12 protein-coding genes are annotated in these 13404 nt (G+C 50.5%); 3 read left to right on the top strand and 9 right to left on the bottom strand.

From position 1 onward, the window contains the following. Nucleotides 1–58: 58 nt before the first annotated feature. On the bottom strand, nucleotides 59–1384 hold the full coding sequence (locus tag BLT51_RS05765; RefSeq protein ID WP_091280947.1) for an ABC transporter substrate-binding protein: 1326 nt from the start codon (nucleotides 1382–1384) through the stop codon (nucleotides 59–61). 151 nt (nucleotides 1385–1535) lie between these two features. Here BLT51_RS05765 and cydD point away from each other — a divergent pair, with 151 nt between their 5' ends. From cydD to BLT51_RS05750, 3 genes are read left to right on the top strand one after another with little or no spacing between them, the layout of a single operon-like run. Then, nucleotides 1536–3197: a thiol reductant ABC exporter subunit CydD gene (gene cydD, locus BLT51_RS05760; RefSeq protein ID WP_091280944.1), complete on the top strand. Its 1662-nt coding sequence runs from the start codon at nucleotides 1536–1538 to the stop codon at nucleotides 3195–3197. Then, on the top strand, nucleotides 3194–4954 hold the full coding sequence (cydC, locus tag BLT51_RS05755; RefSeq protein ID WP_091280942.1) for a thiol reductant ABC exporter subunit CydC: 1761 nt from the start codon (nucleotides 3194–3196) through the stop codon (nucleotides 4952–4954). The genes cydD and cydC overlap by 4 nt, the downstream gene beginning before the upstream one ends. Nucleotides 4955–4957: 3 nt before the next feature. Next, complete coding sequence (locus tag BLT51_RS05750; RefSeq protein WP_091280939.1) at nucleotides 4958–6598, top strand: GAF domain-containing sensor histidine kinase; 1641 nt, start codon at nucleotides 4958–4960, stop codon at nucleotides 6596–6598. Nucleotides 6599–6653: 55 nt separating this feature from the next. Here the strand turns inward: BLT51_RS05750 and BLT51_RS05745 are convergent, their stop codons facing one another. The 8 genes from BLT51_RS05745 to BLT51_RS05710 are packed head-to-tail and all read right to left on the bottom strand — an operon-like array spanning nucleotide 6654 to nucleotide 13240. Next, the gene (locus tag BLT51_RS05745) at nucleotides 6654–7277 is read right to left on the bottom strand and encodes a response regulator (RefSeq protein ID WP_091282621.1); all 624 of its coding nucleotides are present in this window, start codon (nucleotides 7275–7277) and stop codon (nucleotides 6654–6656) included. A gap of 40 nt (nucleotides 7278–7317) precedes the next feature. Beyond that, complete coding sequence (mutM, locus tag BLT51_RS05740; RefSeq protein ID WP_091280936.1) at nucleotides 7318–8172, bottom strand: bifunctional DNA-formamidopyrimidine glycosylase/DNA-(apurinic or apyrimidinic site) lyase; 855 nt, start codon at nucleotides 8170–8172, stop codon at nucleotides 7318–7320. Nucleotides 8173–8179: 7 nt separating this feature from the next. Next, nucleotides 8180–8875, bottom strand: coding sequence for a ribonuclease III (gene rnc, locus BLT51_RS05735; protein ID WP_091280933.1), 696 nt, complete (start codon nucleotides 8873–8875; stop codon nucleotides 8180–8182). Next, nucleotides 8875–9447: a YceD family protein gene (locus BLT51_RS05730; protein ID WP_091280931.1), complete on the bottom strand. Its 573-nt coding sequence runs from the start codon at nucleotides 9445–9447 to the stop codon at nucleotides 8875–8877. The genes rnc and BLT51_RS05730 overlap by 1 nt, the downstream gene beginning before the upstream one ends. Before the next feature lie 10 nt (nucleotides 9448–9457). Further along, nucleotides 9458–9964: an ATP synthase subunit B family protein gene (locus BLT51_RS05725; protein ID WP_091280928.1), complete on the bottom strand. Its 507-nt coding sequence runs from the start codon at nucleotides 9962–9964 to the stop codon at nucleotides 9458–9460. Then, on the bottom strand, nucleotides 9961–10437 hold the full coding sequence (gene coaD, locus BLT51_RS05720; RefSeq protein WP_091280924.1) for a pantetheine-phosphate adenylyltransferase: 477 nt from the start codon (nucleotides 10435–10437) through the stop codon (nucleotides 9961–9963). Before coaD ends, BLT51_RS05725 begins: the two co-directional genes overlap by 4 nt. A gap of 4 nt (nucleotides 10438–10441) precedes the next feature. Then, a complete protein-coding gene (rsmD, locus tag BLT51_RS05715) occupies nucleotides 10442–11005 on the bottom strand; it encodes a 16S rRNA (guanine(966)-N(2))-methyltransferase RsmD (RefSeq protein WP_091280921.1) in 564 nt (187 codons plus the stop codon). A gap of 12 nt (nucleotides 11006–11017) precedes the next feature. Further along, complete coding sequence (locus BLT51_RS05710; RefSeq protein WP_091280918.1) at nucleotides 11018–13240, bottom strand: ATP-dependent DNA helicase RecG; 2223 nt, start codon at nucleotides 13238–13240, stop codon at nucleotides 11018–11020. Nucleotides 13241–13404 lie beyond the last annotated feature (164 nt).

Here is a 13404-nt window from a genome sequence, read left to right as displayed (position 1 = left end):
TCTCTTTCTTGTGGGAGGAACCAAAGCTCCTCCCACAAGCGCATAGATCAGTCAGCTATTACTTCTTCTCTGCCTTCCAGCCCTCAGTAAAGGTCTTAACTACGTCATCCCAGCTTTGATTACCTGTTGCGTATTGAGCCAATGCCTGACCGAAATCATCCTTGAACTTCTGCGATGGGTAAGTGGTGAATACCCATGGCACTGCGTACAGATCTTCATTAGCGGTGTACTGTGCGATCTGCTTCGCTAGCGGATCATTTGGAACTTCAGTCTCGGTAAATGATGTGAATGGAGCATTGAATCCGAGATCTTCAACAACGAATTTCTTTCCGGTCTGCGATGTGAACAGCCAGTTAACGAAATCAATTGTTGCTTTCTTGTCTGCCTCAGATGCCTTCGCATTAATTGCCATAAATGCCTCAGTACCAACAGCAAGTCCTTGCTTGTCTTCACCTTCATGACCGGTGTAGATAGGCAGGAACTTAATATTTTCTTCCTTTACCGTGTTGCCTGCTACGTCCTTGATCTGGCTCCAAGCCCAGTTGCCGTTTTGAACCATGGCAGCTTTACCCTCAGCGAACTCAGCCATGGAGTCTGTGACAGTCTTAGTAGGAGTTAGTTCCTTGTTCACAGTTGAGTTGTTAAGGTATAGGTCGAAGATGTTCTTAAATTCCTTGTTGAAAGTGAATTTAGCAGCGTCGGTATCGGTTGTCTTATCTTTCTGGTACTCGTAGAACATCGGGATGTTTGACAAATGCGTTTGCCAGCGCCAATCTTCGCCCTGTGCAAGAGACGTAGATGCGAAGACACCATCAATACCTAGTTCACCGCGGCGCGCTTGCATGTCTTCTACGACGTCCTTAAGAACAGCAAAATTCTTAATTTCATCCATGTTCATGGCTTTCGAATCACTCAATGCGAAATACTTATCCATGATTTCCTGGTTGTAGATGATGCCGTAACCTTCGATGGCTAGCGGAACTCCATACGTCTTGCCGTCATCGCCTTTGAGTGCAAGGTTTTCGTCCTTGAGCATCTTAGTGAATGGAGCATCCGAAATATCCTCGGCGTATTTCGACCACGTCTTAAGGCCAACTGGACCATTAACTTGGAACAGCGTTGGCGCATCAGACTTGGTAATCTCAGTCTTTAAGGTCTGCTCGTAACCGCCAGAAGCCGAGGTTGCAACCTTGACCTTCACACCGGTTTCCTTCTCATACTCTTTGGCAATCTTTTGGTATGTCTGCTCCGCTTCCGGCTTCCAATTTAAGAAGTACACAGAGCCCTTTGCATCCGCGTCATCACTGCTTGATGAACAACTTGCCAAACTCGTAACAAGCAAAGCTCCAACTGTAACTAATGCAAATAACTTCTTCGTTTGCATAAATCTCTCCTTATAAGCAAGAGTCACACATCGTTGTTATGACCTATTCCACAATACATGAATTATGAGCACTAAACACACTCAGCGAACATATCCGAGCTTTAGCACGGTAGACTAAAGTCATAGGTTATTCTCGTAGGATTAGGATATTGTGAAACCTTTTGATCCCCGCCTTATGCGCTACGCCCAGGCAACTCGTAGCTATCTTGTGCTACTCGTAGCCCTCGGTCTTGGTATGACCCTTCTCATTGGTGCTCAAACATACCTGATTGCAGCTATCATCTCGCCACTTTTTTACCATCAGGCAGACCTTCCTGAATTATCCAAGCTAGTGATACTTCTTGCCACGGTTTTTATAGCCCGAGCAATCGTTGTTTACGTCCAGGGAGCTATCGGTCATCGTTCCGCAGTACGTGTTATTAGCCAGCTGCGGTTACGAGTTTTACGCCACGCAGGAGATCTTGGTGACCGTTGGCTTGCCCGAGGAAATACTAACGAAGTCGTCACGCTGACAACACGCGGTTTAGACGACTTAGAAGATTATTTTGTACATTTCCTCCCAGAACTTTTTCTAACCGCCACTGCCACCCCGCTACTACTCGTCGTCGTTGCTTACGTGGATTTCCTCAGCGCACTGATGATCGTGCTATGCCTGCCTCTCATTCCGCTATTCATGATCCTCATCGGCAAGATGACAGCATCGTACTCGGCTAAACGACTCCGATCGATGGAACGCCTAGGCAGTCAGCTTCTCGATCTACTGGGTGGCTTAGCTACCTTAAAAGGCGTGGGCCGGGAACAAGGTCCTACTAAGCGAGTCGACGATCTCGGGTTATCTTTTGCCCAGCGCACAATGAATACCTTGTATGTTGCATTTTTATCCGGAGCCGCACTCGAATTCATCACAACACTTACGACTGCGCTTGTTGCCGTCTCGGTTGGATTACGCATGGTCACTGGGAATGTGTTGTTGTTCGAAGGCCTCCTCGTCATTATGCTCACTCCAGAAGTCCTGCGTCCGTTACGCGAAGTTGGCACTCAATTCCACGCCTCTGCTAACGGCGTAGCAGCAGCGGAACGAGCTTTTAAAATCCTTGAAAATGAACCTTATACTCACTCTGGGCGACAGCCAGTACCGCCTATGTCCACTACTCCGATTCGTTTCGACGACGTTTCCGTCCTTGCTCCTAAACGCGCAACCGTTGCGCCGTCGTCGTTAACGGCTACTATCGAGCCGGGGACAGTCACCGTTATTCGAGGAGCGTCCGGATCTGGAAAGACGACGACGATCAACGTTCTCCTTGGCCTTATTCCTCCCTCATCTGGCCGCGTCCTCTTAGGTGATATTCCGCTGTCTGATATTGATCGGCAACAATGGTGGTCACACATTACCTGGGTTCCACAACGGCCAGCCTTAGTCCCTGGGACAATCGCCGATAACTTGGGAGCAGACCCCCAGCTACCAGCAGTGCAATATGCGGCAAGCATGACCGGATTTCTCGACGTCGTCAACGCTCTTCCCGCAGGCTGGAACACTCATATCGGCCAAGGCGGGACCGGTTTATCCGTCGGACAACGCCAACGACTAGCACTAACCAAGGCTCTGATATCAGCATCCCAGATAGTTATTCTCGATGAGCCGTCGGCTCATTTGGATGCTATCTCGGAAGAGAATGTTTCTGCTGTTATTCACGAGCTTCGCGGGCGTGGTCATACCGTCATTGTTATTGCTCATCGTGCTGCTATGAGCGAGTTAGCAGACAATCTGATCGACGTCACCTCACGTAGCCAGATCACTCGGGAGGCATTGTGATTCATCCTTTTCCACGCCATGAACGTCAAGCTCTCAAACGTGCAATAGCGCTACTTGACGTTGACAAGAAACGCTTCACCTGGTCCGTTTTAGCAGGCTCTGGCGCGATCGGCTCATCCGTTGGTTTGGGTGCTACCGCCGCCTGGATGATTGCCCGCGCCGCACAGCTACCCCCGGTTTTAGATTTGAGCGTCGCTTCGGTAGGTGTGCGCGCATTCGGAATCGGCAAAGCGATTTTCCGCTATTTGGAACGTATCGCCTCCCACTGGGTAGCTTTGCATGGCATGGCGAAACTACGTACCCATATTTACCGTCAACTCGCTAACTCCTCCACTGATGTTGTCACCTCGCTCAACCGCGGCGATCTACTCACCCGAACCAATGCTGACGTCGATGAAGTGGGCTTAGTCGTTGTGCAATCGTTGCTCCCTGTTGCAGTTGCTGGCCTCATCTCACTATTAACGCTGGGGATTCTGGGTTTCCTCTCCCCCCTGATCGCATTGATCGTTGCGATCGCACTATTTTTCAGCGGCTTCGTTGGTCCACTGTGTGCAATGATAGGCGCCAAAATAGCTGAACAAGCTAATATTGACACTCGTGCTAAGCTCAACGAACAAGCTCTTTTCTTGCTGGAAAACGCTTCGACATTGCGCGTATCTGGCATGCTCAACGCTACTGCGGCTAGTCAGCAAAGCATCGAAGAAACCATGTGGCGCAACCGCGATTCGGCGGCTCGCTTTACAGCCTTTGCCTCTGTCATAGATATGCTGGCTTTGGCAGTGGCGATTCTTGGCGCATTGCTCGTTGGCGGAACACAAATCAGCAATGGTACCTTGAGCGAGGTGAATGCCGTGGTTTGTGTTCTCACTCCGCTCTCCGCTTTTGAGACAACTGCACGACTGCCGCGTGCGTTCATTCAACTTACGCGATCGGGTGCAGCAGCTGAACGAATCATGACGATCATTGATCAAGCTGATGAGTCTCCAGCAGCAACGCTCACGCCAGAGTTATCTGCACAAGCACCGCTAATCGCGACTGACTTGGTTGCTGGCTGGCCTGGCGGACCAGATGTAACCACACCGATATCGCTGAGCATTTCTCCTGGAAAAAAGCTGGCAATCGTTGGGCCATCCGGTATTGGCAAATCAACTTTGTTGTCTTCGCTGGCAGGCCTTATTGCCCCGCATAGCGGAAGTGTCACCTTAGATTCCTACGCAGTGTCCGATATTGCGCGCACGAGTTTATCTCAGCACATTAGCTTTACAGCCGAAGACGCCCACATTTTTGATACAAGTATTGTGGAAAATCTACGTGTGTCTCGAGCTGATGTTTCCTCAGATGAGGCGCTGAAGCTCCTGAAACGTGCGGGTCTAAGTTCATGGCTACAGGACCTACCTGATGGAGTAGATACTGAGCTCGGTGCTAACGCGACAACCATTTCTGGCGGTGAACGCCGGCGTCTGTTATTGGCGCGTGCGTTAGCTTCACCGGCATCAATTCTGTTGCTCGACGAGCCTGGAGAACACCTAGATCCGGCCACAGCAGACGCATTAATTCGAGATATCCTTTCCACGGCAGATGACGAAAAGACTATCGTTTTGGTCACCCATCGCCTGTCCCCCTTGGACGCTGCCGACCACATAATCATGTTGGACGACGACGGTGCTGGGCGGGCAACCATCGTTGATGAGGGAACACACGCCGAATTACTTGATCGAAACCCGCGATATGCGTGGTCAGTTAGCCAAGAAGGGTAAACGATGGATTCAAATCGTCTCACTGCTGTTGTCTCCCATGCTTTACAGTTAACTGGTCAATTAGAGCGCGAGGCAGCTTATCAACACTTCGTTGACTCAGCGCGTCAGTTAACTGGAGCCCACTATGCTGCCTTAGCTGTGTTGGACTCGCATGGCGAAACCATGGAATTTATCCAATCTGGAATGGATCCGCAAGCTGCCCAGCAGGTTGGTCGGCCACCGCGCGGTCATGGCGTTTTTGCCGAAACCCCTGTCAAAGGATGGCTGATTGTTAACGATCTGGCATCTTATTTGCATCGCTACGGATATCCAAAAGGACATCCGGTAATGAAAAACTATCTGGGAGTCGCTGTTTCGGTGAAAGAACAGGTATGGGGACGGCTCTATTTGGCTGACAAGCCCGGCGGTTTTACCGACGATGACGGTGCGCAAATGGAGATTTTGGCACAAGCCGCTGCGATCGCAGCACAAAATTCTCAGATGTTTGCTCGATCTCAAAATCGGGCACGTTGGCTTACTGCATCGCAAAATATTGTGGCTTCTCTGCTTGAAGGATCTGGCGAAGATGAAGCTTTGCAGGTCATCGTGCATGAGATGCGAATAGCTGCTCAGGCTGATGCGGCTATCATGGTTCTGCCATCAATCCAGGACACCTGGGTATCCGAAATTGTTGATGGAGACGGGGCAGAAGAACTCCTCGGCATCGCTTTCCCGCCGGCAGGCCGGGCTATGACCGTTGTTAATGAGCAGGCTGGACTTGTCGTTGATTCGATGCAGCGCCTGCGGACGGTTCGTGTTTCACAATTGCGTAACTACGGTCCTGCGTTATATGCTCCGCTTGCCTCAAAATCCGCCGGAACTGGAGTTATTCTTCTGCTACGCTCAGTTGGCGGAGTGGAGTTCAATCTTCATGATCTGGCTATGGCAGAAAATGCTGCCAAACAGGCTGCTATTGCACTGGAACTCGCCGAAGCACGCCTCAATGAAGAACTTGCCTCAGAGCTTGACGAACGCTCCCGGATTGGTCGTGATCTCCACGATCTTGCCATTCAGCAACTTTTTGCATCCGGAATGCATATAACCGCAGTAAAAGAAGACCTCATCAGTAAAGGGTACGCCGACGAAGTAAGCACCGCGCTAGATCAGGCAATCTCCTCTATTGACGAATCCGTTCGGCAGATACGTGTTATCGTTCAATCTTTGCGTGATGATTCCGCCTCAGTAGCTTTAGTGGAGCGGCTTCAGCAGGAAACGAAGGCTGCCCTTCAGACTCTTGATTTCGCGCCTTCTCTTATTATCAGTTGGAATGGTGAGGCGACATCTGACGAGCACACGTTTACGTTGATTGACGATGCGGTAGGTTCAGATATTGCCGATGACGTCGTCGCCGTTGTACGCGAAGGCTTATCTAATGCTGCACGCCATGCGCACGCATCGTCCGTAACAGTGCAGCTGTCGGTCACTCCACAACAGGTCCGAATCGAAGTAATTGACGACGGGCGTGGTGTCACCCAATCCTTGGGCCGACGCTCTGGTTTATCCAACCTTGCTGCCCGAGCTCGACGCCATCACGGCACCTTTACAATTTCTAATCGTGAGAGTGCTCCTGGCACTCATGTTGCTTGGGAAGCTCCCCTCGTCTAAGACTTGAGTGGGCTAGCACAGATAGCTTGTACTAGCCCACTCAAACAAATTTTGGTCAGTTACTTGCGTTGCGCCACCCGGCTGCTCGTTGCCCGGCAACCCACGCAGCTACCTGAGTACGACGTTGCATTCCCATCTTCGATAGCAGTGATGTGATGTGGTTCTTGACAGTCTTTTCAGCGACACCAAGTTTTTCACCAATTTCCCGGTTCGATAGGCCATCTCCGATTAATTGAAGGACCTTACGCTCTGACGGGGTCAGATCTGCAGTTGGGTCATCGTGATCGGCACGTCGCCGAGTCACGGTACGTTCATCTAGTAGCACACGACCATCAGCAACTGCTTTAATAACATCGGTAATTTCAGCTCCACGCACCGACTTAAGCAAATATGCTTTGGCACCTGCATCGAGGGCTTCAGCAAGAGCGTCGTCGTCATCAAACGACGTTAAAACAACGCATTTAACTTGCGGCACACGCTCACGCAATTCGCGGATAATATCTATCCCGGTACCGTCTGGCAGACGCAAATCAACCAACGCCACCTGTGGAATCATAAGTTCAGCACGGCGGATAGCTTCCGCTACGGAACCCGCCTCAGCAATAACCTGTAGACCGTTTGCCCGATCCACAACTTCGGCAATACCACGACGCACCACTTCGTGATCGTCGATAATCATGACACTAACTGGGGTATTTTCTTCACTCACGGTATCTAGTTTACCTTGAACGACGCTGACATGCCGGGCATAAATGCGAAGAACGGTTCATAAAAACGATACGTTGAATACTCGTTCCGCACCGCCGGCACGGCAACCCTGTTTTTCCATACGCATTCAACGAACGATCGAAATATCCTGATTCGCCATTCACATTGACATAAAGCGCATCAAACGATGTTCCACCAACGGCTAGCGCACGTTCCATAACTTCGCGGGCCTGAGCATAAACGTATTCGATATTTCGTTGCGTCATCGCCGACGTTTTCTTCTGCGGATGTGTTTTTGCTTCCCATAGGGCTTCATCGGCATAAATATTCCCGATACCCGAGGCAATGCTTTGGTTCAGGAGCGCACGTTTGATTTCAGTTCGTCCAGATTTAACGCGCTTAGCAACAGCCGTCAGATCGCATAAGGGATCCAAAAGATCTCGGCCAATATGAGCTACACTTGCGGGAATCATCGCCAGCTTACTGCCGTGCCCGCCGGGACCGCCATCAGGTGTAGGTAGTAATGTATCTGGATACAGGTGCCCGAACGTACGTTGATCAACAAAATCAATACTTGACCCATCAGTAAAATCAAGAGTTGCCCGCACGTGCGGAGATGGACTATTGATCCGGAACTGACCTGACATTCCTAAGTGCGCAACCAGTGCGCCAACCTCAGTATTAAGCCATAGGTACTTGCCGCGTCTGGCAACAGACACGAATGTTTGCCCTACTAACGGATCTAGACCAACCGGAGACATCCGTGCCACTCGCGGGTGCAAAACATGAACTGACTTCACCGTTTTATCAAGCACGTAAGGCAATAGCCCTTGCCTTATTGTCTCGACCTCTGGTAGCTCTGGCATGTCTCACCTAATATGCAGTGTTAGCAACCAGACGGTGGTAGGCATCTTCACACGCAACGAGTTTGGCAGCCTTTCGGGATGTTGCTTGGCCGCGCCCCCATTCAGTATCAGCAATATAGGCTCTCGCAGTATAGACCTTTGCATGGTCAGGCCCTTCTCCTGTGATCTGATAGGAAAGATCACCTACGAATCCCAGTTCCCGGGCTTTTTCTTCCATCGCAGTACGCCAGTCCAATGCCGGGCCCATGCGAGTAGCCTGCAAAATTTTTTCTTTTAGGTGTTGCCGAACTACCGGAATTACAACGTCTAGTCCGCACGCTTCGTATGTAGCAGCGATCAGAGCTTCCACCGTGTCAGAAAGAATTGAATCCTTGTTGCGTCCGCCGGATTGTTCTTCGCCTTTGCCGAGCCGAATATAAGCCCCGATGTTCAGCTCTCGAGCTATATCCGCGAGCGCACGTTCAGAAACAGCGGCTGATTTAATTTTAGACAGCTCTCCTTCGGACTTATCTGGATAGTCATGGAAAATCTGTTCCGAAACGACGGCACCCAAAATAGAATCGCCAAGAAACTCTAGCCGTTCGTTATGGCCACTATCATGCTCATATGCCCAAGACCGATGTGTTAAAGCCAAGGTCAACAGATCTGAGGGAATCGATGCGCCCCACGACTCTATCAGGCGACTGCGATCGTGTTCATGCATCAGTTATTCCTCATCTGCTCTGCTAACGCATCAAGGGCAGAAAATGCCGGGTTCAGGAATTCGTGACGGTGATCTGCTGGCAGGTCCTTCCATGGTTCGCCACACTCTTGGCACAGACCCTCGCAATCGGGAGCGCATAGCGGCGTGAATGGGAGCGCAAGAACAATGGCGTCCCTGATTATTGGCTCTAGATCAATATGCATATCTTCGATTATTGGCATATCTTCGATTTCGTCATCGCCTTCACTGGCGAGCGCTTCGCGCCGTTCTGGCCAAAAAACGAGTTCAGCCATTGGCTCATTCATATGCTTGGTGAATTCGGTAGCACAACGCGCGCAGTTACCGACTGCAGTAGCAGAAATCTGTCCTTGAACGAAAATGCCCTCCGAAACAGACTGCATAGACACTGTGACGTCGATATCTGAGCCTGATGGTATTCCGATAAGCCCGACGCCACATTCTTCCGGCACCGGCAAGCGTAGATCTAGTTGTTTAGGTGATCCGGAAACCACATCGGACACTGAAACCACGTATGGAGACCGTAAATCTATCGAATTTTCTTTCTTTTTCACGTATTAACGCCTACTGTTCTTGAGCTCGACGCTGGGCTAAAACGCCCTGCCCCGCCGCAATCTGGTTTTGTAAATGGGCAAGCTGATTTGCTAGCTCGCCTAATGTCTGTTCGGAGTACTCATTAGCACCTTGGATGAGTTGGCTTGCCTTTTGATGAGCCTCATCAACTATACGGGTAGCTTGAGATTTAGCCGCGATGGTGATCTGATCCTGGGCGACTAAACGGGATGCTTGTTCCCGCGCCTCTGCCAAAATAGAATCGGCTTCTTCTTGTGCGTGACGCAACACAATATCCGCATCTTCTCGGGCTTGGTCAGAAACCCGACCGGCTTGAGACAGCACCGAATCTGCCTGCTTAATCTGATCCGGCACAATATCACGCGCAGTATCGAGAAGATCAATAGCCTCGGCACGATTAATAAGAACTGAAGCAGAGAGTGGCATATTCTTTGCGTTGACGACGATATCGTAAAGCTCGTCTAAAATTTCGAGTAAGGACTCTCCCTGATCACTCATGATTCCACCTTTTCTTTTAATGCTTGAGCAACATTGGCCGGTACCAAATCTTCATATGGTCCACCATACCGTGCTAATTCTTTCACGAACGAGGACGCAATATGTGCAAGACTCGGCTCCCCCATAACAAAAACTGTTTCAACGCCGGATAAATGCCGATTTAGTAGGGACATTGGAAGTTCTGAATCGTAATCTGCTGACCCACGAACTCCTTTAACTATTGCGTTTGCATGGATCTTTTTCGCATAGTCAGCGATCAGACCGTCAACTAGTTCAACGCGAACATGTGGTATGTGCTTGACCGCTTCTTGAGCAAGGTCTAGGCGTTCCTCGTCAGAAAATAGGTACGATTTAGCCGAATTTCGGGCAACTACTACCACAACCTCATCAAACATGCGATGAGCTCTTTCGATGACATCAACATGTCCCCGAGTAATTGGGTCAAATGATCCTGGGCAAATTGCACAACTCATGATGCTACTCTACGTCCTCAACACCCATTTGTGCCGTCCATACTCGGGTATCGCCCCATGTTCGTTCGCGCTCAGCGTGCAACTGGGAGGGCCAGACCGGCTCATTGTTACGTTTCGCGCGTTCGACGACGACGAGACCGTCCGGTTTCAGATGCCGCGGCAGTTCTTTAATGACAGCAGCTAACTGTTCGTCTGAAAAAGCATACGGCGGATCAAGGAAAATAACATCGAATGGACCGTCTGTTCCTGGCTGGCTGACATACGTGAGCACATTGGCTTTAATGGCTTGCAATGGCAGTCCAGTATTTCGCGCATTAGTGTTCATTATCCGGATCGCTTCTTCTGAGTTATCGACTCCCAGCGCCCGGCAAGCACCACGAGAGAGCGCTTCTAATGCCAAAGCCCCAGAACCTGCGAACAAGTCAAGCACATCGCACTCGTCGATGAAATCACGATGCTCGAGATGGGAAAATAATGCTTCACGAACTAATGATGACGTAGGCCTAGTGCCAGACTTCGGCACTTTAAGGGCACGCCCACCGGCACTGCCGGCAACAATTTTGCTCACGTTTCTTCTCCCTTAACTTTTTTCCAAGTATTCTCTGCTTCGTGCATTGATATCAGAGATTGCTACTGCTAGTGCGCGATGTTCTGCCAAAGTTGAATCATTACTTATCACGTCACGCGCACCTTGCCTTGCTTGTTCGATAATCAGTTTATCCTTGACCACCGACACAAAACGAAGCGAGCTACGTGAGCCCGACTGGCTCGCACCTAGCACATCTCCAACTGAGCGCAACGCAACATCAGCCTCAGCCAGCTCGAACCCATCCGTCGTCGAAGCAAAGGCTTCAACCCGCGATGCGGCAAGAGAGCCGTCCGCAGCACCAGTAACTGCCAAACACAATCCGGGTTTATCACCACGCCCTACCCGGCCTCTGAGCTGATGAAGCTGAGATAGACCAAAACGATCGGCATCCATAATAATCATTAGCGTCGCATCGGCAACATCAACGCCAACTTCGATAACAGTTGTCGAAACCAGCAATTGAATTCGTCCCGCAATAAAGTCATCCATAGCAGCTGTTTTCTCTGCTGGCGTCAGCTGACCATGTAACACACCGATGCTGACTTCACGTAGCGTAGGCAAAGCCCGAAGCCGTGCACTCAAAGTTTCAACATCAGACATCGGTGGCCGTTCCATCATGTCGAGCTGTTGATCAACAAGGTCAGAGTCTTCTTCTGATTCGCTCGGTGAAATACGCGGACAAACCACGAAAACTCGGCCGCCTGTCGCGACTTCTTCACCAGCGCGTTGCCACACGCGTGCCATCCAGCGGTCGTTATACGCCGGAACAACATTAGTAGTAACCGCATTGCGTTCCCGATTGGCTAACACCATGACATCAAGGTCACCAAAAACCGTCATCGCGATAGTTCGCGGAATAGGTGTGGCGGTCATGACCAGCAGGTGTGCCCCACGCGCTAATCTATCGCGCTGATCTACCCCAAAACGATGCTGCTCATCAACAACTACTAAACCACGGCGGGGTATTTGCACGCTCTCACTTAGTAATGCATGCGTCCCTACAATCACTCCGGGCTGACCAGAAGCTAATCGAGCAAGAGTCCGACGTCGTTGCGCACTGCTTAACGATCCAGTCAAAATATCTACAGCAATAGCATTTTCTGCAGCTCCTAATTGGCCCGCAGTGCCTAGGTCTCCCAGCATGGACGTGATCGTATCCCAATGTTGCTGAGCCAGCACCTCCGTAGGCGCAATCAGCACTGCCTGATAGCCCGCGTCAACTACCTGAAGCATCGCTCGCAACGCCACAATTGTTTTCCCAGAACCAACATCGCCCTGAAGAAGCCTGCGCATCGGGAGTGCAGATCCCAACGCTTGACTGATTTCATGACCAACATCAACCTGTGAATCAGTAAGCGAAAACGGGAGCCGAGTATCGAACGCAGCTGCCACGCCGTCGTCACGCCATACGCATACTGGAGCAGATGTCTTGCCAACTTCTGTAGCGTGCTGTGCCAAGGCAGCCTGCAAAACAAATGCTTCTTCATGCGCTAGTCTGCGCTTTGCTTCCAGCCATTCGTCAACGGAACCCGGTTGGTGAATGGCTTTCAATGCGGCATAACGCGAAGATAACTTATGCTGGTCCCGATATTGACGAGGTAACGGATCAGGAATATCTTGCTCAGACAAGGTTCCGAAGATCGTGTTAACGGCGCGTTCGATCTGCCAAGAAGGAATTTTTGCGGCCGCATGATAAATCGGGATTGGGCGTGCCACTCGCTTTTCGTCAACGCCTTCTTCGTCATCGACTATTTCATACTCAGGATGCGCCAATTGTAACCGCCCGCGATAGGACGAGATAGTTCCGGAAAACGTTGCTAGCGTTCCCGGCAACAACCGGGACTTATGAAAAGCCAATGGGCGCTTGCTCTTTGCAAAGAACGCCAAATCGAGGTCATGTTCGCCATCGGAAATAGTGACGTTGAGAATAAAACCATGGCGGTTATTCATTGGCCGCTCGGAAACCTCAGTTACTCGGGCAACAACCGTAACCGATTCATCTTCTGAAACTTGCTCAATCGGCAAAAGCTCACCGCGTTTAGCCACACGAAAAGGCACATAGTTCACGAGGTCTTCAACCGTTTCAAGACCAAGCTTTTCTAACGCATGCGCACTGCGCGCACCGACGATGCGGTCCAAAGGGCGCGATAAAGCTGTCCAAGCGTCAGCAGCTAGTGCAACCGCCTGGGGAGATTCACAATGCGACTGTGGCATGGAGTCCACGTTTCACCATCTTCTCCGATCTCGATATCTTGTACTACTACTGAAAAGTTTAGTAGAATTAGTGACACTAAGTGAATCTGCGGTCAACAGGGTTCAGTTACAGCACAAAGCGTGGCGAACAGCACGCTTAACTCCGTGTTTACAACTTGGATTCT

It is taken from the genome of Arcanobacterium phocae (assembly GCF_900105865.1).
GTDB lineage: Bacteria > Actinomycetota > Actinomycetes > Actinomycetales > Actinomycetaceae > Arcanobacterium > Arcanobacterium phocae.
Note: the sequence above shows the minus strand (reverse complement) of the source record. Positions and strands in the feature narration are given on the sequence as shown.